The sequence below is a fragment of the bacterium genome, assembly GCA_026416715.1.
Classification (GTDB): Bacteria; UBP4; UBA4092; order JAOAEQ01; family JAOAEQ01; genus JAOAEQ01.
The window spans coordinates 81,555-105,051 of sequence record JAOAEQ010000009.1 but is presented as its reverse complement, the minus strand read 5'-3'; the positions used below and the strand labels follow the sequence as shown (position 1 = coordinate 105,051).

The following is a 23,497-nucleotide window of genomic DNA, read 5'->3' as shown; positions in this document are numbered from 1 at the left end:
CTTTTATACGGTGGAATTGTTGGAGCAATATTTGGGGTGCTGAAAGGGGTAGGATTTGCTTTAGTTAATGCCACGTTTATTGATCACTTAAGGACTATATTTTTATTGGGAATATATTTCGGGGCAGGATTCTTCTTTCTAGGGATTCTCCTTACGTTCGGAATAGTAATCCTAGTCTGGCTGGGTTTACTCTTGGAGAGAATGTTTTTTCATCGCAGGAAAATGGTTAACAAGAACACTGAATCAGAGATTGAACCACTTAGAATATCAACATCATCTTCTGAAAACAAATTTAATATGACATCGTTAAGCCGGTTGTGGTACGTTTTGCTTGCCGGTGTAATCCTCGTTTCTGGAATAACTTATTTGGGACTGCTACCGGAATTTAAACTCCTCATACCAAAATCAACACTCCAGCTATTATTCATATTTGGTTTAATCCAAATTATGACCGCTGGTTTTATATTTATCCTAATAATAATAAAATCCCATTCAAATCATGGTAGAAATTTTAAATCTATAATAGTGCTAATAGCAATTTTGCTCATCACAATTATTTTCGGTACCATAATCCAGAACCGGGTAGCTATTGCATGGCAAAAACAGCAGCAGGTTATTAATCCTGTTGAAACTGCAGGGGTTACAGCACTAGTTCCGCAGAACGTAAAAACGAAAGTTATCCTATTTGCTTGGGATGGTGCTTGCTGGGAAATTATCACCCCACTTCTTCAGCAAGGTAAACTGCCAAATTTACAACGCCTAATTACCCAAGGTGCTACTGGCAGAATTAAATCAATGCGACCAACAAAATCACCGGTTATCTGGACAGTTATCGTTACCGGCAAGCCTCCGGCTCAAAACGGGGTTTTTGAATTTGTACGAATTGCGAATATTCCCGGAATTCCAGAAGAATTTCCCATAACCACGACGTCAGAATTGACTCCCATCGAGTTTCGACTTTTTCCGGTAGCAGAAAAACTCGGGCTATGTTCTATGGTTCAAAATCAGCAAACCGACCGGCAAGTTAAAGCTATCTGGAATATTTTAAGTGAGCAAAAGAAAACCGTTGGAATTATCAATTTTTGGAATACCTACCCACCAGAACCTGTTAATGGATTTATGATTCCACATTTCTTAGATATCCACGCACACCACCAAGGGCAGATAACATATCCCCCGAGTCTTTACGCCGCAATAAGCGCATCGATTCCACAAGAACTCCCAATAACACACAAGCAGTTACTGCGCTATATTCCTATTCTCAAAAATAAACCAGCACTCGTTCTGCCGCAAGGGAAAGAAGAACAAGAACTCTATCAATTTCTGGTAAACCTTGGAGAACGTTGGGATACGTTCGTTGCTCGAATTGGAAAGCAGTTATTTCAACAATTACATCCTGACCTGCTTTGTATTTATTTTGAAGGGGGAGATATGGTCAGCCATAAGGCATGGAAATATTATTATCCAGAGCAATTTTGGGGTGTTTCTGCGAAAGAAGTAGCCCTGTTTCGAGAGATTCTTCCCAATTATTATATCTTTCTTGACCAGCAGCTAGGTGAGTTTCTCAACTTGATGGACGAAAATACGGTGTTTATCGTTATGTCAGACCATGGATTCCATGCGATACCTGCATGGAAAGAGTTTCTTTATAGTCGGATTACTGGACCGTACATTTCAGCAGACCACTATCTCGCACCAGACGGTATCATAGTTGTTGCGGGTAAAGGTGTTAAACCTAATAGCCAAATTACTTCCGCTTCTGTATTCGACATTACCCCGACACTATTATGGTTATTCGGGTTACCCACAGCAGAAGATATGACCGGAACGGTAATTAACTCCGTATTTGATGAACACATATACGGATCAATTCGGAAAATTCCAACGTATGAGTTTACGAAACGGAATACAATAACATCTACTACTCGCCAGGTATTAACTCCCGAAATGGTTGAACAACTGAAGAGTCTTGGATATATTGGGAAATAAAAGTCTAAATTGATATGCAAATTTCGAGTTTATGAAAATTTGGTTATTAAATCCACCATTTTTAAAGAAATTCTCTCGACCACAACGAAGCCCTGCGGTAACAAAGAGTGGGACACTCTATTATCCATTGTGGTTAGCGTATGCCACCGGTGTTTTAGCTGAAGCAGGATATGAAGTAGAATTGATTGATGCTCCGGCAGCCGGATTGGATTTACCACAGGTGCTTGAACGAGCAAAAATTTATCAACCGAATCTGATTGTTTTGGATACAAGTACGCCTAGTATTTATAATGATATTGCAGTAGCTGAAAAGCTAAAAGAAGTTGTACCAAATACCCGAATTGCACTTGTCGGTACTCACGTTACTGCATTACCCGAACAAACATTAGAATTAAGCGAAAAAATAGATTATATTTTACGGGGAGAATATGAATATACCTTGCTCGACCTCGTTCGATTATTAGATGATTCTTCGAACTTCGAACTACGAAATTTGAATTCAATTTTAGGATTGACGTATCGCCAGAACGGAAAGATTTTCCATACGCCTGAACGGCCGTTGATAAACGATTTGGATAAACTTCCTTTTGTCAGTAAGATATATAAAAAGTTCTTGCGAATTGAAGATTACTTTAATCCTAATGCATTATATCCGATGGTAACCATTGTTAGCGGTCGCGGATGCCCGAACAATTGTATATTTTGCGTATATCCACAGACGGTTAACGGTCGGCAATATCGGTATCGAAGTATTGACAATGTGGTTGCGGAAATGGAATATATCCAGCAAACTTTTCCACAAGTGAAATCTATCTTTTTTGAAGACGATACGTTAACTGCAAATCCCGTGCGATGTCGGGAACTAGCAGATTTAATTCAGCAGAAAAAACTTAGAATTCCCTGGACTGCAAATGCTCGGGCAGATGTTGATTTCGAGACCTTACAACATTTGAAGCGCGGTGGATGCCGGCAACTCTGCGTTGGTTTTGAAAGCGGAAATCAGGATATTCTGAATCGGATTCGAAAAGGATTAACGATTGACCGGGCAAAACAGTTTATGGCTGATGCTCGAAAAGTCGGAATCCTTATCCACGGATGCTTTATGGCAGGGAACCCCGGGGAAACCAAAGAAACGTTACAGCAAACCCTAGAGTATGCTAAAGAGTTAAATCCGGATACCGTACAATTTTATCCGGTAATGGTTTACCCTGGAACCGAAGCATATCAATGGTATAAAGCGCAAGGTTATTTAAGTACCGAAGACTATCGGCAATGGCTAACCTGCGAAGGATTGCATAATTGTGTCATTAATCTTCCGGGGTTAACCAAGACAGAGTTAGTTATATTTTGTGATCATGCACGACGCCAATTTTATTTACGCCCGAAATATATTTTCTATAAATTAAAACAAATGGTCATCCACCCCCAAGAAATTCGACGGACATTGAAATCACTTCGTACCTTTGTAAAATATTTATTGTTCGGCTCGTTCCGTAAAAACAAAACAACGTAAGAACCGAGATCCAAGGGTATTACGGATTTCCCGTTTTCAGATATACAATGTATATTTCAGTCATCGTTCCAGCATATAACGCTGAAACTACAATTGGCGAATGTTTAACAGCGCTTCTGAATCAGACTATTCCACGAGACCGATACGAAGTTATTGTTGTTGACGACGGTTCTACTGATAAAACGCCGGAAATCGCGCAACAGTTTCCGGTGCGTTATGTTCGAGAAGAGAATCAAGGTCCGGCTATGGCGCGAAATCTCGGCGCTAAAATCGCGACTGGCGAGATAATCTTGTTTACCGATAGTGATTGCGTTCCCGAAGCGGATTGGATTGAACAGATGCTGAAACCGTTTAAATCCGATTCTGAAGTGGTTGGGGTTAAAGGAATCTATTTAACCAAGCAAAAACAACTCAGCGCACGGTTCGCCCAGGCAGAGTTTGAAGAGAGATACGAACGATTAAAAAAATTCAAATATATTGATTTCGTTGATTCCTATTCTGCAGGATTTAGAAGAGAGATTTTCCTTTCGGTTGGTGGTTTCGACCCCCAGTTTGCTGTCGCTAATAATGAAGATGTTGAACTATCGTATAAACTCGCGCAGCAGAATTATAAAATGGTATTTCAGCCGACAGCAATAGTTTACCATCAGCATGCGGAAACCTTCTGCTCTTATCTCTATCTCAAACTTACCCGCGCTTATTGGCGAATGTTAGCATATCGGAGACATCCACGGAAAATGGCACAGGATAGTTATACACCGCAAACTTTAAAATTGCAAATTATTTTAGTTTTTCTAACTCTTGTATCCGGGTTTCTTTGGTTGACGCATGAAATGCTTCGTTATTTTCACACAAATACCTTATTTGACAAAATGTTGGGGATGACCTCTCTAATTTCCTTTCTAGTTTTATTAGCCACCACACTCCCGTTTGCGTTTAGAACGGCACAAAAAGACCTAGCTGTCGGGCTAGTTTCACCAATATATCTCATCAGTCGGTCAGTGGTTTTCTTGTTTGGTGCTGTTTGGGGATTTTTTATCTTCTTTACTGAACGGATTCGGCAGAAAACCTATCCAAGGATAAAACGGATTTTTGATATTGTTGTTGCCATGATAGTACTCCTGCTTATATCGCCAATTCTTTTGGTTATAGGATGTTTAATTAAACTTACTTCACCCGGTCCGATTATTTTTAAGCAGAAGCGATTGGGTAAAGATGGAAAATATTTTACTTTCTATAAATTCAGAACTATGGTTGCCAATGCTCATGCGATGAAAGAAAACGTGCGTCATTTAAGTAAACTTGATGGTCCGGTATTTAAAATTGAAAATGACCCCCGAATTACCAAATTCGGTTATTTCTTGCGGAAATGGAGTTTAGACGAACTTCCGCAATTATTTAACGTGCTGAATGGAACAATGAGTTTAGTGGGTCCACGTCCCTTACCCCAAGATGATATTGAGCATCCGGAACTATTGAATCCGAAACGAACCGTGAACGTTGAGCAAGTGAAACAATGGTTAGCAATCCGACAAACCGTTCCACCTGGCATCACTGGTTTATGGCAGGTTAGCGGACGGAGTGAATTACCTTTGGAAGGCTGGTTGAAATATGACGTTGAATATGTTCGGAGGAAATCGTTCTTGTTTGATTTATATATTATCATAAGAACAATTGGCGTGGTTTTACTCGGGAAAGGTGCGCAGTAAATACTACACTATAAAACTAAACCTGATGGTAGAATTTACTTAAATAGGGTTAATACAGCATAAATTATCGCAGCAATACCCGCAGAAACCGGTATCGTTAAAATCCACGCTAAAACGATACTACGCGCTACACCCCAACGTACTGCACTTATCCGATGTGTTGTTCCGACTCCCATCACGGCACCAGTTATTGTATGCGTGGTGCTAACTGGAATACCGAATGCACTCGCGATAAATAAGGTTATTGCTCCGCCGGTCTCAGCACAAAATCCATGCACTGGCTTGAGTTTGGTTATCCGCTGTCCTAATGTTTTAATAACAAACCAACCACCAGCCATTGTTCCCATAGCAATCATAAAATGGCATGTGATAACAACCCAGAACGGGACTTCAAATGGTTTTCCATAATAAAAAGTGCCCGGTGTGGTAAATAATAAAACAGCAATAATTCCCATGGTTTTTTGCGCATCATTTGTTCCGTGACCAAGACTATATGATGCAGCGGAAATCAACTGTAGTTTTCGAAAATATTTATCGATCCGCCGTGGGGGTTGCCTTTGGAATAGCCAGTAAACAATTATCATAAGTAACAATCCAAGTATTAGGCCTAAAATCGGCGCAATGAAAATAAATATCGCCGTCTTAATTATTCCTTTTAGTACCAGCGCACCAATTCCAGCTTTAACGAGAGCAGCTCCGGCAAATCCGCCAACTAAAGAATGCGAGATGCTTATTGGTATTCCGGAATGTGTACAGTATGCAGACCAAACGATTGCCCCGATTAGGGTAGCAAGAACCAGCCATTGGTCAACATAAGCTGGATTGACTACTCCTTTCCCAATAGTATTTGCTACGTGGAGACCAAGTACACCACTCAAGAAAGGAATATAACCGCCAAACGCGGCAACGAAATTAAAAAATGCTGCCCAGATGACCGCTTGCCATGGTTTTAAAACTTGTGTTGAAACTACCGTAGCAATTGAATTCGCTGCGTCATTCATTCCATTATAAAAATCAAACATTAATGCAATAAGTATAATTATCACTACCAGAGTTACCATACCCCTCCCGTAACATCTTTTTATCAAGCGGTTATTAAATTAATCGATACATTACGTAACTATCCGTTTGAATCTCATCTCTTTCGTAACCATCTATATAGCTTACACGTTTTTCAGCATTATCCCTTCTAGAATATTGGCAATATCTTCACATTTATCTGTCGCAAGTTCTACATATTCATATATTTCTTTCCATTTAATAATTTCTATCGGATTTGACGTATTATCAAATAGATGTGCGATAATTTGTCGGGTTACCAAATCCGCTTCATTTTCTAACCGGTTAATTTCGATACAATGGTCAGCAATCCGAGGCAACTCATGCATTTTTCGAATCGCATGCAATATTTCTTCGCAGGATAATAGAACAATTTTAGCTATCGTAATTAATTCTGGGGTAACCTGCTGGATTTTATACATCTTTAGCCGATTGACTGTTCCTTCAATCAAATCGAGAACATCATCTAATCGCGTGGTTAATGAATAGATATCTTCACGATCGAATGGAGTAACAAACGTCTGGTTGAGTTTCCGGATAATATCGTGACACAAAATATCGCCTTCGTGTTCTGCAGTTCGGATTTCAGCTGCTTTCGTGTCAATCGTTTCAAGACTATAATTTTCTAGAATATTAACCAATGCTTTTGCCGCTTTAACCACATGGTTAGCTTGGTCTTGAAACATATCAAAAAATTTTTCTTCTTTAGGAATAAATCGCCATTTCATAAATAACCAACGATGCAAACGGATTCATACAGATGGAAACAGATGAAGCCACTCCGTTTAAACCCGGAAACATCTAAGCATCTTCTAAAATCTTTACTCTTCCTTTCATTTATATTTTTCTATCAGTCGAATAAACTTATCAAATAAATAATGAGCATCATGAGGTCCTGGACTCGCTTCCGGATGATATTGCACGCTAAATATGGGGAGTTCCGTATGTTCAAATCCTTCGTTAGTCATATCATTTAAATTTATATGCGTTTGCTGTAATCCGCTTCCATTCAATGAGTTCATATCTACAGCGAACCCATGGTTTTGTGTCGTGATTTCCACTCTACCGGTAGCAACATATTTCACCGGTTGATTCGCCCCCCGATGACCAAATTTAAGTTTAAAAGTTTTCCCCCCAAACGCTAACCCAAGCATTTGATGCCCTAAACAGATACCGAAAATCGGTTTTTTATCTAACAATTTTTTAAGTTCATTGAATAGATACGGGACTCCTTCTGGGTCACCGGGTCCATTAGAGAGAAAAATTCCGTCCGGATTATATGATAAAACCTGGTCGGCTGTTGTATGTGCCGGAACAACGGTTACCCTACATCCACGGGATGTTAACATTCGTAAAATATTCGTTTTCATACCGCAATCGAACGCAACCACATGGAACTGCGGTTCAATCGGCTGTGGTCCAAGGTTAGAATATATCTCCTCTTGCGGATTAAATTCATACGGCTTATCAATTGTAACTTCTCTTACCAAATCACGGCCGATAAGTCCCGGTGATGCAATCGCTTTTTCAACCAATCGTTTCGGATTATGGTCAATCGTTGAAATAACCCCTTTTTTTACCCCGTTATCTCGAAGGTGTTTAGTTAATGCTCGTGTATCAATCCCTTCAATTCCAACAATATTGTGTTTGATTAGATATTCGGATAAACTGCTGGAACTTCGCCAATTACTAGGTTGTACACTTAATTCGCGAACTATAAATCCCTCAACCCACGGACGACGTGATTCGATATCTTCTGGATTAATTCCATAATTCCCTATCAACGGATAGGTCATGGTAACAATTTGCCCTTTATACGATGGATCGGTTAATATCTCCTGATATCCGGTCATGCTGGTGTTGAACACTACTTCGCCATATCCTTCACCTTCAGCACCAAACGACCGTCCATGAAATATTGTTCCGTCTTCTAATGCTAATATTGCTCGCATAAGATTAAATTAACATATGACTCCAACGATCGAATTAATAATTATTGTGCTTTAATTCATCGAGAGCCACTATCTTTAAATAGCGAAAATAGTTTACCATCTACTCTAGGTTTAGCTTAATCATGGATACTTTAAATATTTTATCCTAAATCATTCCTATCAGCTAGCGCTATTAGTAATTTAGGAACATAGTTTACTTTATGTTATTAAGAAGCAATACTCCCTGAACCTTATGTCACAAGGGTTAGGACTATTCAAAAAAAAAGCAGTAGATATTAGATATAATATCTACTGCTTCTAGGTAAAAATATGATTTTCTGATTACTTCTTGATTCCAAGTGTCGTTTCCCATGCGTCCGCATGACCCTCTTCATCAGATAAAATCTCTTCTAGCATTAACCGAGTAGTGGTATCACCTTCAGCAGCAGCGATTTTGATATGTTCTTTATAATTTTTAATCGCCTTATTCTCACCATCAAGGTCATCCTGAATCATCTTTTTTAAATTTCCGCCTTTTTTGATTTCCGAGGGTTTTTTAGTCGGTTCGCCACCAAGGTAATTTATCCGTTCCCCAAGCATCTCCGCATGTCGCATTTCATCTTTAGCGGTTTCTTTAAACTTTTCTATTATCGCTGGACTTTCCAATCCATCCGCTTCATAATGATGACCCATATATTGAATTATCGCAGCTAATTCATCTGCTCGGTCGGCATTCAGCATATCAATAATTTTTTTCTTATTCATATCTTTATTTATTGTCCCTCCTTTCAATAAAACAAAGTACGTTTATTTTACCACGAAACAATAAATTCCTGAAATAATTATTGTTGCAGTTATCTCTTTCTTAACACCTTTCCCGCCAGAATACCGGTATGTCCGCCTTTTTCAACTACGATTTTGCCGTTTACCATAACCAACTCTATTCCTTTCGGAAACTGATGCGGGTCTAAGAAAGTCGCAGTATCGGTTATTTTTGCCGCATCGAACACTACTATATCAGCATAGTATCCTCTCTGGATTTTCCCTCGCTCAACTAATCCGATTTTTTCAGCATTGAACAAAGTCATTTTTCTGATGAGCTCAGGTAACGCAAATAATTTTTTCTCTCGACAATAAACCGCAATCGCGCGTGGAAATGTTCCATACGCTCTCGGATGCGGTTTCCCTTCGCTCAAAGGTCCATACGGCGCTTTTGCGCCGGCATCAGTCCCAATTGAAACAAAAGGTTGCGATAAAATATAATCGGTCTCCTCCTCATTCATCGAGAAAAATATCGCGCTGATCTGTCCTTCTTCTTCAATTAGTAAATCAAATATAGTTTCGGTTATATCCTGATTTCGCATTGCAGCGATTTCCTTGAGATTCTTCCCTTCAAACGGTTTATTCGCTTCGGTAACCACACTCGAAATGATGGTATCTTCCCAACCCGATTCTTCTCCAATATTTTCAAGCATTTCATCCGCAATTTGACTCCTAGTTTCAGGGTCACGTAATCGACTAAGCAATGCATCCATTCCGCCGTTATGTGCCCATAGAGGGATTAATGAATCGAGCCCAGTTGCTGACGCAATATAGGGATATCTGTCCGCACTCACTGGCAGAAGGTTATTCCGCGCAATAGCAATTTTTTCAATCGCAAACTTCGCTTTCCCCCAATTCCGATTCCCAGAAACTTTCAGATGTGCAATTTGCACCGGAATCCCAGCATGTTTGCAAATCGTTATTGCCTCTTCAATCGCTTCGAGAAGAAATTTCCCTTCACTACGCATATGCGTGGAGTATATCCCACCATACTGTGCCGCAATTTTTGCAAGTTCCACAATTTCTTCAGTGGTAGCGAAACTTCCTGGTGGATATATCAGTCCGGTTGAAAGACCAAATGCTCCTTCTTCCATCGCTTTCGCGACTTCATTTTGCATTAATGCAATTTCTTCTGCGGTTGGTTTCCGGTCATCTTCACCCATAACTGCTGCGCGGATATTCCCTTGTCCGATATAAGTTGCATAGTTTATACCTATACCTTGTTTCTCTAATCGTTCAAGAAACTCGCCGCAAGTTGACCAGTCTAATTCTAATCCATACCGCGCCAGCCATTTTTTTGTCCCAGTCAATCCATTTCTCCCGTACGGAAACGGAGTTGACCCGCAGTTACCGGAAACTTCGGTAGTTATCCCCTGCCGGATTTTACTTTCCGCACGCGCATTAACTAATAACTCTACGTCCGTATGCGAATGAATATCAATAAAACCGGAAGAAACCGTTAATCCAGTAGCATGAATAACTCGAGCTCCAGCTGCATTCGGTAGATTACCAATTTCTACTATTCGGTCTCCAATTATTCCAATATCAGCGATATATCCCGGGTTTCCGGTTCCGTCAAGAATCTGCCCGTTTTTTATTATGACATCTAACATAGATTTGATTATCCATTTCCTTGACAAAAAGTTTTTAAATTCGAATCTCGAATACCTTTCTGTTCACTTCGCATTCGCAACCATTTTTCTATCTCTATTATAATATAGACGATGGAACTAACCGTAAGTATTCTCAACCACGATATTACATTAATTGGTGCACTACCAAAAAGGCGGTTCATTATCGGAATGTAAGTAAAAAGTAATTGTAATATAATCATGGCTATAACCCCAACGACCAACCACCGATTCGACAGTATTCCTATACTAACCATTGACCGAGTCAATGACCGACAGTTAAATAAATAAAATAACTCGACCATAACTACAGTATTTACTGCAACGGTTCGAGCTTCAGCAAGTGAAGCACCATTGCGTAGTTCTAACCTAAAAAGCCAAAAAGCACCTAGTAATATAAGAAACCCTACAGTTAATAAACGCAAAACAAGAGTCTTCGTTAAAATTGGCGCTTGGGGATTACGCGGCGGACGTAACATTAAATCCGGCTCCTTGAGTTCAAACGCTAGCATAATTCCTAAAACACTTGCGGTAGTCATATTAATCCATAACAGTTGGATGGGTAGAACAGGAAGTATCGTTCCGCTAAAAATTGCTGCCATTATTACCAACGCTTCCCCTAGATTAGTGGGTAAGGTCCAAGTAATAAATTTAACTATGTTATCAAAAATTCCTCTGCCTTCTTCAACAGCCGCTTCGATCGACGCAAAATTATCATCCGTTAAAACCATATCTGCTGATTCTTTTGCTACATCAGTTCCACTAATTCCCATAGCGATACCGATATCCGCTTTTTTTAATGCCGGAGCATCATTAACTCCATCTCCGGTCATAGCAACAATATGATGACGCGATTGTAACGCTTCAACTAATCGTAACTTCTGTTCCGGAGATACCCGCGCGAAAACTGACGTTTGTTCCACGGCAGTAATCAGTTGTTCATCAGCATATTCGGTTATTTCTTTACCGGTTAGTACCGGTGGCAATTGCGATTTGGATTCGGTATTGCGCTGTAAACCGAGCTGTTTCGCTATCGCTGCCGCCGTTAAGGCATGGTCTCCGGTTATCATTTTGACACAAATCCCAGCGTTTTGACATGCTTTCACCGCGGTGATAGCTTCAGGTCGAGGTGGGTCAATCATACCTTGCAACCCAAGAAATGTTAATCCGGTCGAGATATCCGACGGACGCAATTGATTTATGTTGTCCGATAATTCTGCGCGGGCAAACGCTAATACCCGTAGTCCTTGCGCAGCTAGCTCATTTATCTGCTGAAATATTTTGGGTTTATCCAGCGCTATTTTATTGCCGAATGAATCGAGTGCAGTCGAACATTTTTCGATAATAACTTCACCGGCTCCTTTTAGATACGCTATTCGCTTTTGGGTTTCCGTAACGGCATGTAGTGTTGCCATATACTGATGTTGGGATTCGAACGGAATCGAATCAAGCCGAGAATATTCAACCGCTATTTTTTCTGAGGATAGACCAGCTTTTAGACCTGAAACAAGCAGAGCAACTTCGGTCGGGTCTCCTTGCGCATCGTAGACTCCGGCTTTTTCTAATAATACGCTATCATTACACAACATCCCAGCAAGAAGACATTCTTTTAATGCCGGTGTCTCAGCAAGATTAATTCTTTTTTCTTGGGCAAGAATTTCCCCGGTGGGTTTATATCCGGTCCCGCTAACCTGATAATATTGGTCACCAACGACGATTGCTTTAACCGTCATTTGATTTTGAGTTAAGGTTCCTGTTTTATCCGAACAGATTACAGTCGTACTACCTATGGTTTCGACCGCCGGCAGTTTGCGAATTATTGCCCGGCGTTTAGCCATGCGGGCAACCCCAATCGCTAACGTTATGGTAATCGCTGCTGGTAACCCTTCTGGGATGGCACCAACCGCCAGCGCAATCGCTGCCATTAACATATCCACTATTGGTTCTCCTCGATAAACACCGAAGATAAATGTTATCGCCGAAAAAGAAAGAATAACATAGAGTAATATCTCACTAAATCGAGCGATTTTTCGGGTTAGTGGAGTTTCTAATATTTTCACTTCTGAGAGCAATTGCGATATTCGCCCAACTTCGGTATTGTCTCCTGTAGCGATTACAATACCTTCTCCTTGACCATAGGTGACCAACGTTGAAGCATAAATCATATTTCTGCGGTCAGCTAAAATAGTTTCTTTCGGAAGAATCTCTTCTGCTTCTTTCATCACAGGAACCGATTCACCAGTTAAGGTCGCTTCCGCCACTTGCAGGTCGCGGGAACGAATTAAGCGGATATCCGCCGGAACTTTATCCCCAGATTTCACCAGAACAATATCACCCGGAACTAATTCCGTCGCATTGACCCGTAGTTGTTTCCTAGCTCGAATAACCGTGGTTTCGGTAGCGACTACTTTAGCTAACGCTTCAATTGCCTTTTCCGCTTTAGACTCCTGGATAAATCCGACAATTGCATTAACCAACACTACGGCGAAAATGACTACCGCATCAACAACATCTTTCAAAACTAGGGTGATTACACTTGCGACAAGCAAGATATAAATTAACGGATTATGAAATTGCGCTAAAAAACGGAGGATAGGACTTTTGCCTTTTCGTGGAGTTAATTGATTGGGCCCGAAATGTTCTTGCCGCCGTTTAACTTCAAAAAGATCTAATCCCTTTTGCGGGTCTGTATCTAATAGTTCGATAATTTCTTGTGTCGGAAGATGATGCCAATGTTTCCCGAGCAATGTTTCCATATTATTTTTCAGCCTCTAAGCAATTGACTTTCTTTAGTCCAAACGTCCAAACTCGGTCGATTCGATATCTAATTTGATTATTATAACAACGTCACTTGATTCACAATTAATCCGAACTGGCATCCAAGAAACTGCGCTGCCCGACGAGAAACAATCATCCGGGTGAGGAATATTTCAAAATATTCCATCACCTGCGAGATGCTGGTATCAATATTCAATTCCAGCCAGATTTTTTTCCCCGATTTATCTACCTTCAGTTCTGAATGCCGTACCGCATAATTGACCCGGTCGTGAATATCAAACGATATCATTTTGGGATTACGTACCCGGGTATGATGTACATCCGATTTATCCGCAATAATGAGCGCAGACCCGACGTTGCTGACCGGTTCACCTTGTCCTTCTTCATCATCATGGTTTCCGATCGCTCCAATGATAATCGCAATTTCTGCGGCATCCATCCCGAGTTTTTCGAGTATCCGCAATGCTAATAACGCAGCAATCTGACCATGGTCATGTCGGGAAATAACGTTCCCAATATCATGCATGTATCCGGCAATAGCGCCAAGTTCTGCTTCTCGGTCAGAAAACCCAAGGTCTGTTAATATCTGCTGGCATCGCGCAGAAACAATACTGGCATGTCGTTGTCCATGCTCGGTATATCCAATCGCATCAAGATGTTTATCCGCTTGCTGGATATATGCTTTGATATCGACACTATTTCGGATATCGTTTAGAACGATTAAGGGGCGGGTAACCCGATTGGTTTTTCGTTTTATAGCATTTTTCATAGCAGAATTTACTCCTTTTCGCGCGAGTGGAGTGAAACTAGAATTGAAGTGTTCAATTCGGTTCTCGATTCTCGAATGAAACAACTCCTATTGCTAATGAAAAGCATTGAATTACAATAGGTTAGATGGTTTACTGTAAAATTTTGCCTTTTACAAAAGATTATCATAAAACCTCTTTTTTATGCAGGATATATTAATCGATTGAATTGCAATAATCCTTTTTATAGCTTAAACCTCTTTGCTTTCCTCTTGTGCAGGTTCAATAACCGCTATTGCTGACCGTGATATATCAATTTTCACATTATCAGCTATTTTAACTTTAACTGGGTCACCAGCAGCGTTAGCAACAATACCATGAATTCCGCCAGTCGTAATAATTTTATCCCCTTTTTTAAGCGCTTTCAGTTTTTCCGCATGTTTTTTTCGCTCTTTCTTCTGGGGCAACCACAGGAAGAAATACATTATTGCTACCATAATAACAATCATAAACCATGGCTGTGCGAAAAACGGTATCGCTTGCGGTTCCGCTGCTCCATTGGTTCCTGCCGGCGATGTGCCCATTGCATAAGCTATACCTAATAAAAACATAAATCTCCTTCTCTTACCGCAGAGTTCGCAGAAGATAATATGTTAAATAGATTATCGTTGCGGTCTCAGCGGTTAATTTAGTATTGATATTTGGTTAAGAACCCTTTTTTGAACTCTAAAAACCGGTTTTTACGGATTGCATCCCGTATTTTAACCATCAATTGTAGGAGAAAATGCAAGTTATGTAAAGTTGTTAGACGTAACCCAAGGATTTCTCCAACATTAATTAGGTGACGGATATACGCGCGAGTATAGTTTTTGCAAGCATAACAATCGCAGGTTTCATCCAGCGGAATGAAATCTCGTGCATATTGCGCATTTCGAATGACTAAGCGACCGAATTGAGTGAATACTGTTCCCGTTCTTCCATTTCGAGTTGGCATTACACAGTCAAACATATCGATTCCTCGTTCAACCGCTTCGAAAATATCTTCCGGCGTACCAACTCCCATCAAATATCGTGGTTTATCTTTCGGCAGTTCCGGTTCTACAGTTTCAATCATTTCATACATTATCAATTTCGGTTCGCCAACACTTAATCCGCCTATCGCATACCCTGGAAAATCGAGGTCTACCAACTGTTTTGCAGATTCAACCCTTAAATCCGGATACATTCCCCCTTGGACGATACCGAATAACGATTGCGGATTGTTTTCTGAACTCTGACCACTCGCCGCTAACTTCTGATGTTCAATCTGGCATCGTTTAGCCCATTGAGTTGTAACTCGCAGTGATTGTTCTACATAATCTTTTTCACAGGGATAGGGGGTACATTCATCAAACGCCATGATAATATCCGCACCGAGCGCATGCTGGATTTGGATACATTTTTCCGGAGTCATAAAATGCCGGGAACCATCTATATGCGATTGGAACTCCACCCCATCTTCAGTTATCTTCCGTAATTTGCTCATACTGAATACCTGATACCCGCCGGAATCGGTTAGAATCGGTTTTGACCAGTGCATGAATTTATGCAGCCCGCCGGCCTCTTGAATCAACTGTTCCCCCGGACGGAGATAGAGATGGTAAGTATTACTTAAAATAATTTGGGCACCAGCATCAATCAGCTCTTCAGGGGTAACGGTTTTAACTGTTCCTTGCGTTCCAACCGGCATAAATACCGGCGTTTCCACCACTCCATGCGGTGTTTGTAACCGACCTACCCGCGCTTTAGTAGATTGATCGGTATGAATAACCTTGAACATAAGTTTAACCACAATGGTTTATTGAATATAGCCTATTGGTTTACAGTGTTAATCAATGTTCATCCGTTGGTACTATTTAAAATATGCATCTGCTTCTTGAGTAATTAGGTTCAGTTCCTGTTCGAGCTGGCATCGATAGAAGTCAAGCTGGTCATGGTTCGCTTCTCTAGGAATAGTAAGTGGATTCCCAATAACAGTTACTGCTTGCGTAAACGGATACGGAATAAGATATTTATCCCAAGAGGAAAGTTGTTTAAATCGTTTTGCGCTAGCAGTGAGCGGGATAATCGCCGTACCGGTTTTCTGCGCTAATAAAATCACTCCGGATTTAACCTGTTCTCGCGGACCTCGCGGACCATCAACTGCAATAACAGTATCATATCCCTGTTCTATCATCGATATCAGTTGGAGAAATCCAGTGGTTGCCCCTTTCGAGCTGGATGCGCGAACGGTTGTATATCCGAATCGGGATAAAACTCCCGCTAACAATTCTCCATCTCGACTTCTGCTTGCCATAACGCACATTTTCTTCCGCGATTTAAACGTTACATTCCGAAACCGGTCAACCAGGATAAAATGCCGACCGTGCCATAACGCCCAGATAACGGGTTTTCCTTCCTGCATAATGGCTCGAACGCGTTCCATTCCGAGAACTCGCAAACGAAGTGACCGACCAATGAGATAGATGAAGAGCCAACCTAGATAAGATAAATATTTTACATATAACATTTTAAATTTACCGGTCAAATTAGCAATACTAATCTAACACTTTACATTGAGCTTGTTTTCGTGCCCAAGTATCTACTTCAAGAATTTGATTCAACGTCGGATGAATGATTACCTGATGTGAATCCATAGTTTGTCTAATCAACTTTGGTATTTCGGAGAAAGCAAGTTTCCCTTCTAGAAATGCAGATACTGCAATTTCATTTGCGGCGTTAAGTACTGCAGGCATCGTTCCCCCTATGTTCACTGCATCGTATGCTAAGCGTAAGCAGGGAAACCGACGAACATCCGGTTGAGCGAAAGTTAATTTGCCTAATTTCACTAAATCTAATGACAGGAGCGGACTCGGTTTCCGGTTAGGATACGTTAACGCAAATTGTATTGGCAGATACATATCGGTTATACTCATTTGGGCGATAATAGATTTATCCACAAACTCTACCATCGAATGAACGATACTCTCCGGATGGATAACCACCTCAATTTTATCCGGAGGTAAGTTAAATAAATGAGTTGCTTCGATAACTTCGAACCCTTTATTCATCAACGTAGCAGAATCGATCGTTATTTTCTTTCCCATTGCCCACGTCGGATGCGATAGCGCTTGCTTAACCGTTATGTTTTTAAAATCAGCGCGTAATGTTCGGAAGGGACCACCGGAAGCGGTTAGGATAATTTTTTCGATTTCAGTTGGCTTCCCTGCAGAAAGACATTGGAATATAGCGCTATGTTCACTATCGATCGGGATAATTGGAACCCTATACTTTTTCGCAAGCGACATCACAATTTCACCTGCCATAACCAATACTTCTTTATTCGCGAGTGCAATCTGCTTTTTCGCTTTTATTGCTGCTATGGTTGGAAGTAAACCGATTGCACCAACGGTTGCAACTACCACAATATCTACCCGATCATCGGTAACAATTTCGGTTAATCCTTCTAGGCCAACCAACACGTTACAGGATACCGCTGGTTTATGATATTTTGTCAGGAAGGTAGCCCGTTTAGTTTCATCCATTAATCCGATTAGCTTAGGATTAAATTCAGCAGCCTGTTTCGCAAGAAGTCTGAGATTATTTCGCGCGGTTAACGCAATAACTTCAAATTCAGCAGATAAATCCCGACAGACATCTAGAGTTCTAGTACCAATCGAACCGGTTGACCCAAGAATAGCTATACGTTTTTTCGTTTTCTGCATAGGATAAAATCATATCACGATTTTAATAAGCTAAACAAATATTCCAACTACTCTAGAGCGTGCTTAGTCTGATTTAAAAAGCAAATTCTCCAATGGAAAATTTGCTTAACTCTAATGTTATCAATAATAAAACGATATGACCTTAGGTCGGTTGGAATTCACTCGCTATGGTGCACCAGTGTGTTATGGTAAAATATATTAATCGATGTTTATTCAAAGGAATATTATAAGGGGGAGGTATGAAATTCATATATACCATTCCAATATGGTTGCTTTTACTAAACCTCCTTACCGCATGCACGACCTCCTCGATACATATCACGAAAAAGACTAAACCGAATATTACCATCGTCTGGCAACCATCGCATCAGACTGATACCGGTCGGAACTTTAATGAAGCAGTGGTATGTAATGCCATCGTTGAATCCGCAATGAAAACCAAACCGCGTTTGCGGGAATATAAAGTTTGGAGTTTAGGTAAGAAAGATTTACATCATGCAGATAGCGGAAGTAATACCAAAGTCGAACATACTTCAGCGATTATTGACGGCAAAATTTCGGGATATGCGTATGAACTCCAGCAATCAAATAAACGGCATCCGCTGATTTTCATTTCAGTTCACAACAATGGCGCAACGAACCGGCATGCAGTCTGGGGATATATCCACGAAGGGGATACGTTCGAAACAGAAAACCGTCAACTTGCAACGCGACTTATCGCTGCGATTGCAAATGTTACGGATTTAGAGAATCGTGGGGTTCATCTAGATAGTTCTACCGGCAGAAATGATTATCGTTGCAAGACAACCGGCAAGCTCGCGTTTTATAGTTTAGATGAAAATATTAATACCGCACCATATCGCGTTCTGTTAGAAATCGGGGATAATGCTGCTAGTCGCGATTTTTTACTCAATCCGGTAAATCAGCAGAAACTCGGACAAACGATTAAAACTGAACTGGTTAAATGGTTAAATGAAAAGGATTAGATACGACGTATGCATATTGAAGTTAAAGCTTACGACATCGCGAGAAGTATAAATTTAACTACGTTAAAATCCGCTGGATTAGGGGTTATCCTTTGTGAAGAACCATTGATTTATCAAGAAGTAGATAAATATCTAGCGGTATTTGATTTCGGGGTGGCGGTGTTTTTTGGCTACAATAAATCCGAAATTGCTAATAGAATCCAACAAATCAAAAAACACACGGTTGGTTATAAAACCGAATATTCTAAAGATGACTTTGTATTGCATGTAGGTCCTAAGGAAGGGATTTTACCAACTAAAGAAGAGTTAACTATCGAAACTTTGAATCTGGATACTATAAAACTGGTCAGCATTGTTTTAGCTCGGTCGGTATCTCTAGAATATTATGAAAATCTTATTGATAAATCATTAGAAAAATTAACTGAGGTTATTCATTCTTTGGCGTCAACTGGGAAAACCGGCGAAACTGAGTCTCGGTTGTCAAAAGAAGTTGGATTAGCGTTAGCGATCGAACATGAGCTAGCGTATAATCTCGAAATTTTAGACGAACCAGAAATCTTATGGGAAGGTGGCAAAAAAATTGAGGATTTGTATCATACCTTGACGAAAACTTTCGAATTAGAATCGCGAGTCCAGATTTTAGAAAAAAAATTGGATATTGTTTCCAAATCCTATCGATTTTTAATTGACCAACTTCAAGCTCGTCGAGCATCGGTATTAGAACTAATTATCATTCTATTGATTTTATTTGAAATCATATTTTTTATCGCTGAGTTTTATCTCCGATAACGAGAGTATCAGGTGATATCGCAACTGGATATTTAACAGATGTTCATTAGACGAGAACGCTATCCTGTATGGACGAAATTCCACCTCGACAAAACCCGAGGTTGAGCTGTAGTGTAGATAAACATACCGATTGGGCGTTACGTCGGTCGATTGCTGAAGGGTCGGTAGCGGCGGTTATGGGCAATCTCGCCGGCGGCGTGTTTTTAACCGGATTTGCGTTAGCGTTCGGTGCATCTGAATTCCATATCGGTCTGCTGTCCAGCCTCCCACCAATAATAAGTTTAGTTCAACTTTTTACTCCGCCATTACTACGGCGATTCGGCGGTAAACGCAAAGAATTGACCTTATTCTCATTTGGTATCGGCAGACTCCTATGGTTGTTGCTCATATTATTACCATTTATCGCTTGGTCACAAATTTCCCTTATCCCGACTTGGATTATTATTGGGGTTATCTGTGTTTCTACCGGATTTAACGCTATTGGCGGGATAACCTGGTTATCCTGGATGGGTGATTTAGTTCCTCGGGAACGGCTCGGTCGCTATTTTTCATCCCGGAGTTTAAATAATGGAATTGTAGGGATGCTTACTGCGTTCGCTGGTGGATTCCTTTTCGATATTTGGAAACGAAATACTCCGGATTCGTTTGAAATCTATGGGTTCGCTGGAATATTTCTTATCGGATTAGGATTCGGACTATTTTCGCTATTTATGATGAAAGGAATCCCTGAACCGGGATTAAGAATCCAATCGCGTAGAGCTACTGCTTGGAATGAATGGCTAATTCCATTTAAAGATAAAAATTTCCGTACATTCATTTTTGCGCGAATGTTCTGGCTGTTTTCTGTTGGGTTTGCGGCACCATATTTTTCAGTGTATCTCATTAAAAACCTAAAACTCGATTATGCATCAATTCAATTTTTTAACCTGATTGCAACCGCTGCATCATTATACTGTATGCGATTCTGGGGACGACTGATTGACCATTTCGGCAATCGACCGCTTTTAATTTTTTCGAATGTTATGAAAGGGTTATACCCTCTATCTTGGTTGCTAGTTACACCAAATAATTATTGGTTGGTATTACCATTTGCACAACTGTTATGTAGTTTTGATTCCGGAATAAATCTTACCGGGTCAAATATGCTCCTAAAACTTTCACCGAGAGGCGATAATACCGCTTATCTTTCTACCTATACTGCCTGTATGAACCTTGCTCTAGCGATATCTCCGCTTATTGGCGGCTGGGCAGTAACCCGATTTGCATACCAGGATATGTTTACATTCGGGTCGTACCAGGTTGAAGCGTTAAAAATTCTCTTTTTAGTTTCCGGCGTTTTCCGGTTATTATCCATTCCGTTCTTTTATCGGATTAAAGAACAAGAAACTACGTCACTAGGACATATGTTCCGTGTTTTACGGGAAATTAAAGGATTTGTTCCGAACGTAGGCGAGTTGAATGAAACTCTGGCGTTCTGGTTCGCACCGGTTACCGATATGATGTATGCGGTACGAACTCGAAGTCGAAAACTTCGACATCGTTTCCGAAACATTAAACTTCGCCCATAACTAAGGTAAGTATTCGATAATAAAATCAAGGAAATGAATCGTTCCAAGCTTAAGCTTGAATACTCTGGTACATACACTATCCTGACAATGAACTTGAGTTTATCCGACTATTTAAACCGGAGGTATTGAGATACGATATTTCTTAAGCTTATACTGCAGTTGACGCGGGGTAATACCAAGGAGTCTAGCTGCACGCGCCTGCACCCCACCGCATTTAATCATTGCGGCGGTAATCTGTTCTTTTTCAAGTTCTTCCACTTTGGTTAATAACGAATTGCCAGAAACAAGCTGGCTAATTTTAGAATCATTAGTTTCTGGAAGAGCAGAAATCTGTAATTGTATCGGTAAATCGTTCGGCTGAATAACATCTCCTCGGGTTTGTACGACTAACCGTTCAATACAATTCTCTAATTCCCGGACATTCCCCGGCCAGGGATAGCGTTCTAGCTGATAGAGCGCTTCAGGCGATATTCGAAGTTCTTTTCCATATTCCAGATTAAACCGTGTCAGGAAACTATCTACTAATGCCGGGATATCTTCTTTCCGGTCGCGTAACGGCGGGATGAATATCGGCACAACGTTCAGCCGATAATATAAATCCTCGCGAAACTGTTTCTGGCGTATTGCGGTTTCTAAATCACGATTGGTTGCTGCGATGATCCGAACATCAACAGAAATTGTTTTGGTTCCACCAACTCGTTCAAATTTCTTTTCCTGTAGAACCCGAAGAAGTTTAACCTGTGTCGTTAACGGAATATCGCCAATTTCATCGAGAAATAATGTTCCGCCATCAGCAAGTTCGAACCGACCGGGTTTCGATTTAATTGCACCGGTAAACGCACCTTTTTCATGTCCAAACAATTCCGATTCTAACAAGGTTTCTGGTAACGCTGCACAGGAGAGTTTTATAAATGGCTGTTCAGCTCGCGGACTATGATAATGGATTGCATGCGCAATAAGTTCTTTCCCGGTACCAGATTCACCACGGAGTAGCACTGTCACTTTACTTTTACTCACTTGTTCAACTAACGCAAATACTTCCTGCATTCGTTTGCTCGTTCCAATAACATTTTCAAGTTTATATTTTGATTTCAGTTCCTGTTTCAGAGCAAGATTGGTCTCTAGCAGATTCCGCTGAGATTCGGTTATCATTTGGTTCAGTTTAACCGCTTGCGCAATGAGGGAAGCAATGACGTTTAATACGCGAATATCCTCGGCTAATCCTGTGTTTTCGGTAAATAATCGATCGGCACCCAACACGCCTAACGTTTCCCCATTAACTTTAATCGGTACGCAGATAAACAAAATCTCCTGCCGAACAAATTTACTCACCGATTTTGGGTGAGTCAGCAATATCGGTTCATTACCTCTGCGCGGTATAAGCGCCGTTAACCCGCTCTGGAACACTTTTGTGGTACCCTGATTAACAACTTGATTCTTCTTATCTGCGATTTCGCTTTGTGAAAATCCATGAATAACCTCAATAGCGAGTTCATCGGTTACCATATCACGCAGTATCAATACACCACGGGTCATACCGAGAATCTGCGACAATACTTCCATAACCTTCTGGCAAGTAGACTTTAGATTGAACGACATCGCGAGATCGCGACTGATTTCGTATAACGCGGTAAGTTCCTGAAGTTTACGTTCTAAATCTAATTGGTCGGACACAAGACAAGTGATATTGAAATGAATAATAATTTTCGGGTTACAGTTAAGCAGTTGATGCTGTTATACCAGGTTAAGGTTTTGTATACTCCTACACCGTAAACCAGTCCTAACAATACCTTCAAACCTAACCACACCCTTTTTCCTCAATATTTTCGTACTTGATATGTGATACGCAGCACAGGATTTACAGTGCTTCTGCATCAATTTCACCGGTTCGGATGCGAACGACTTTTTCTACCGGATGAATGAATATTTTTCCATCTCCAATTCGACCAGTACGTGCTGCAGTCGCTATGGATTCAACGACACGGTCTACATCTTCATCTTTAACAATAATCTCTATTTTAACTTTTGGCAAGAAATCAACGGTATATTCCGACCCGCGATATAGTTCAGTATGTCCTTTCTGCCGCCCGAATCCTTTCACTTCAGAAATTGTCATCCCAGTAATCCCGATATCCGCCAGCGCTTCTTTAACATCTTCCAGTTTAAACGGTTTTATGATACATTCAACTTTTTTCATAGTAACCTCTTTACTAAAATAAAAATAACGCTTATT

19 protein-coding genes are annotated in these 23,497 nt (G+C 40.6%); 6 read left to right on the top strand and 13 right to left on the bottom strand.

Annotated elements, in window-relative coordinates:
* Positions 1-540 precede the first annotated feature (540 nt).
* Genes N3A72_05515 through N3A72_05505 form a run of 3 tightly spaced genes read left to right on the top strand, consistent with a single transcriptional unit; the run spans position 541 to position 5,211 of the window.
* Positions 541-1,989, top strand: coding sequence for an alkaline phosphatase family protein (locus N3A72_05515; GenBank protein MCX7919059.1), 1,449 nt, complete (start codon positions 541-543; stop codon positions 1,987-1,989).
* Between the two features lie 31 nt (positions 1,990-2,020).
* The gene (locus tag N3A72_05510; GenBank protein MCX7919058.1) at positions 2,021-3,502 is read left to right on the top strand and encodes a B12-binding domain-containing radical SAM protein; all 1,482 of its coding nucleotides are present in this window, start codon (positions 2,021-2,023) and stop codon (positions 3,500-3,502) included.
* A gap of 47 nt (positions 3,503-3,549) precedes the next feature.
* On the top strand, positions 3,550-5,211 hold the full coding sequence (locus N3A72_05505) for a sugar transferase (protein MCX7919057.1): 1,662 nt from the start codon (positions 3,550-3,552) through the stop codon (positions 5,209-5,211).
* A gap of 35 nt (positions 5,212-5,246) precedes the next feature.
* On the opposite strand, the gene N3A72_05500 is transcribed toward N3A72_05505, so the two are convergent.
* The 11 genes from N3A72_05500 to N3A72_05450 form a co-directional block, all read right to left on the bottom strand.
* Positions 5,247-6,272 (bottom strand): inorganic phosphate transporter, encoded by a 1,026-nt coding sequence (locus N3A72_05500; protein ID MCX7919056.1) that lies wholly within the window; start codon positions 6,270-6,272, stop codon positions 5,247-5,249.
* Positions 6,273-6,374: 102 nt separating this feature from the next.
* Positions 6,375-6,998, bottom strand: coding sequence for a DUF47 family protein (locus N3A72_05495; protein MCX7919055.1), 624 nt, complete (start codon positions 6,996-6,998; stop codon positions 6,375-6,377).
* Between the two features lie 105 nt (positions 6,999-7,103).
* Complete coding sequence (gene carA / locus N3A72_05490) at positions 7,104-8,222, bottom strand: glutamine-hydrolyzing carbamoyl-phosphate synthase small subunit (protein ID MCX7919054.1); 1,119 nt, start codon at positions 8,220-8,222, stop codon at positions 7,104-7,106.
* Between the two features lie 321 nt (positions 8,223-8,543).
* Positions 8,544-8,966 (bottom strand): ferritin-like domain-containing protein, encoded by a 423-nt coding sequence (locus N3A72_05485; GenBank protein MCX7919053.1) that lies wholly within the window; start codon positions 8,964-8,966, stop codon positions 8,544-8,546.
* Positions 8,967-9,055: 89 nt separating this feature from the next.
* Positions 9,056-10,636, bottom strand: coding sequence for a D-aminoacylase (locus N3A72_05480; GenBank protein MCX7919052.1), 1,581 nt, complete (start codon positions 10,634-10,636; stop codon positions 9,056-9,058).
* 8 nt (positions 10,637-10,644) lie between these two features.
* Positions 10,645-13,410: a cation-transporting P-type ATPase gene (locus N3A72_05475; protein MCX7919051.1), complete on the bottom strand. Its 2,766-nt coding sequence runs from the start codon at positions 13,408-13,410 to the stop codon at positions 10,645-10,647.
* A gap of 80 nt (positions 13,411-13,490) precedes the next feature.
* The gene (locus N3A72_05470) at positions 13,491-14,201 is read right to left on the bottom strand and encodes an HD domain-containing protein (GenBank protein ID MCX7919050.1); all 711 of its coding nucleotides are present in this window, start codon (positions 14,199-14,201) and stop codon (positions 13,491-13,493) included.
* Positions 14,202-14,429: 228 nt separating this feature from the next.
* Complete coding sequence (yajC, locus tag N3A72_05465; GenBank protein ID MCX7919049.1) at positions 14,430-14,789, bottom strand: preprotein translocase subunit YajC; 360 nt, start codon at positions 14,787-14,789, stop codon at positions 14,430-14,432.
* 77 nt (positions 14,790-14,866) lie between these two features.
* Complete coding sequence (tgt, locus tag N3A72_05460) at positions 14,867-16,009, bottom strand: tRNA guanosine(34) transglycosylase Tgt (protein MCX7919048.1); 1,143 nt, start codon at positions 16,007-16,009, stop codon at positions 14,867-14,869.
* Positions 16,010-16,069: 60 nt separating this feature from the next.
* Entirely contained in the window at positions 16,070-16,726 is a 657-nt protein-coding gene (locus N3A72_05455; GenBank protein ID MCX7919047.1) for a lysophospholipid acyltransferase family protein, read from the bottom strand.
* A 28-nt stretch (positions 16,727-16,754) separates the two neighbouring features.
* Positions 16,755-17,921, bottom strand: coding sequence for a 1-deoxy-D-xylulose-5-phosphate reductoisomerase (locus N3A72_05450; GenBank protein MCX7919046.1), 1,167 nt, complete (start codon positions 17,919-17,921; stop codon positions 16,755-16,757).
* Between the two features lie 239 nt (positions 17,922-18,160).
* Between N3A72_05450 and N3A72_05445 the strand changes: the two genes are divergently transcribed.
* From N3A72_05445 to N3A72_05435, 3 genes are all read left to right on the top strand, one after another.
* Positions 18,161-18,907: an N-acetylmuramoyl-L-alanine amidase gene (locus N3A72_05445; protein ID MCX7919045.1), complete on the top strand. Its 747-nt coding sequence runs from the start codon at positions 18,161-18,163 to the stop codon at positions 18,905-18,907.
* 9 nt (positions 18,908-18,916) lie between these two features.
* Positions 18,917-19,696 (top strand): RMD1 family protein, encoded by a 780-nt coding sequence (locus tag N3A72_05440; protein ID MCX7919044.1) that lies wholly within the window; start codon positions 18,917-18,919, stop codon positions 19,694-19,696.
* A 68-nt stretch (positions 19,697-19,764) separates the two neighbouring features.
* Positions 19,765-21,264 carry an MFS transporter gene (locus tag N3A72_05435; protein ID MCX7919043.1) on the top strand — a complete coding sequence of 500 codons (1,500 nt, stop codon included), beginning with the start codon at positions 19,765-19,767 and terminating at the stop codon, positions 21,262-21,264.
* 111 nt (positions 21,265-21,375) lie between these two features.
* Here N3A72_05435 and nifA read toward each other — a convergent pair whose 3' ends face one another.
* Complete coding sequence (gene nifA / locus N3A72_05430; protein MCX7919042.1) at positions 21,376-22,938, bottom strand: nif-specific transcriptional activator NifA; 1,563 nt, start codon at positions 22,936-22,938, stop codon at positions 21,376-21,378.
* Positions 22,939-23,122: 184 nt separating this feature from the next.
* On the bottom strand, positions 23,123-23,461 hold the full coding sequence (locus tag N3A72_05425; GenBank protein ID MCX7919041.1) for a P-II family nitrogen regulator: 339 nt from the start codon (positions 23,459-23,461) through the stop codon (positions 23,123-23,125).
* Positions 23,462-23,497 lie beyond the last annotated feature (36 nt).

What these genes read in the sequence shown, in the direction of transcription:
- N3A72_05510 (MCX7919058.1), top strand. Translation starts at nt 2,021, where the DNA reads ATGAAAATTTGGTTATTAAATCCACCATTTTTAAAGAAATTCTCTCGA.
- carA (MCX7919054.1), bottom strand. Translation starts at nt 8,222, where the DNA reads ATGCGAGCAATATTAGCATTAGAAGACGGAACAATATTTCATGGACGG.
- N3A72_05440 (MCX7919044.1), top strand. Translation starts at nt 18,917, where the DNA reads ATGCATATTGAAGTTAAAGCTTACGACATCGCGAGAAGTATAAATTTA.
- N3A72_05485 (MCX7919053.1), bottom strand. Translation starts at nt 8,966, where the DNA reads ATGAATAAGAAAAAAATTATTGATATGCTGAATGCCGACCGAGCAGAT.
- N3A72_05450 (MCX7919046.1), bottom strand. Translation starts at nt 17,921, where the DNA reads ATGCAGAAAACGAAAAAACGTATAGCTATTCTTGGGTCAACCGGTTCG.
- N3A72_05470 (MCX7919050.1), bottom strand. Translation starts at nt 14,201, where the DNA reads ATGAAAAATGCTATAAAACGAAAAACCAATCGGGTTACCCGCCCCTTA.
- yajC (MCX7919049.1), bottom strand. Translation starts at nt 14,789, where the DNA reads ATGTTTTTATTAGGTATAGCTTATGCAATGGGCACATCGCCGGCAGGA.
- N3A72_05480 (MCX7919052.1), bottom strand. Translation starts at nt 10,636, where the DNA reads ATGTTAGATGTCATAATAAAAAACGGGCAGATTCTTGACGGAACCGGA.
- N3A72_05425 (MCX7919041.1), bottom strand. Translation starts at nt 23,461, where the DNA reads ATGAAAAAAGTTGAATGTATCATAAAACCGTTTAAACTGGAAGATGTT.
- N3A72_05475 (MCX7919051.1), bottom strand. Translation starts at nt 13,410, where the DNA reads ATGGAAACATTGCTCGGGAAACATTGGCATCATCTTCCGACACAAGAA.
- N3A72_05435 (MCX7919043.1), top strand. Translation starts at nt 19,765, where the DNA reads ATGGACGAAATTCCACCTCGACAAAACCCGAGGTTGAGCTGTAGTGTA.
- N3A72_05500 (MCX7919056.1), bottom strand. Translation starts at nt 6,272, where the DNA reads ATGGTAACTCTGGTAGTGATAATTATACTTATTGCATTAATGTTTGAT.
- N3A72_05455 (MCX7919047.1), bottom strand. Translation starts at nt 16,726, where the DNA reads ATGTTATATGTAAAATATTTATCTTATCTAGGTTGGCTCTTCATCTAT.
- N3A72_05445 (MCX7919045.1), top strand. Translation starts at nt 18,161, where the DNA reads ATGAAATTCATATATACCATTCCAATATGGTTGCTTTTACTAAACCTC.
- N3A72_05495 (MCX7919055.1), bottom strand. Translation starts at nt 6,998, where the DNA reads ATGAAATGGCGATTTATTCCTAAAGAAGAAAAATTTTTTGATATGTTT.
- N3A72_05505 (MCX7919057.1), top strand. Translation starts at nt 3,550, where the DNA reads ATGTATATTTCAGTCATCGTTCCAGCATATAACGCTGAAACTACAATT.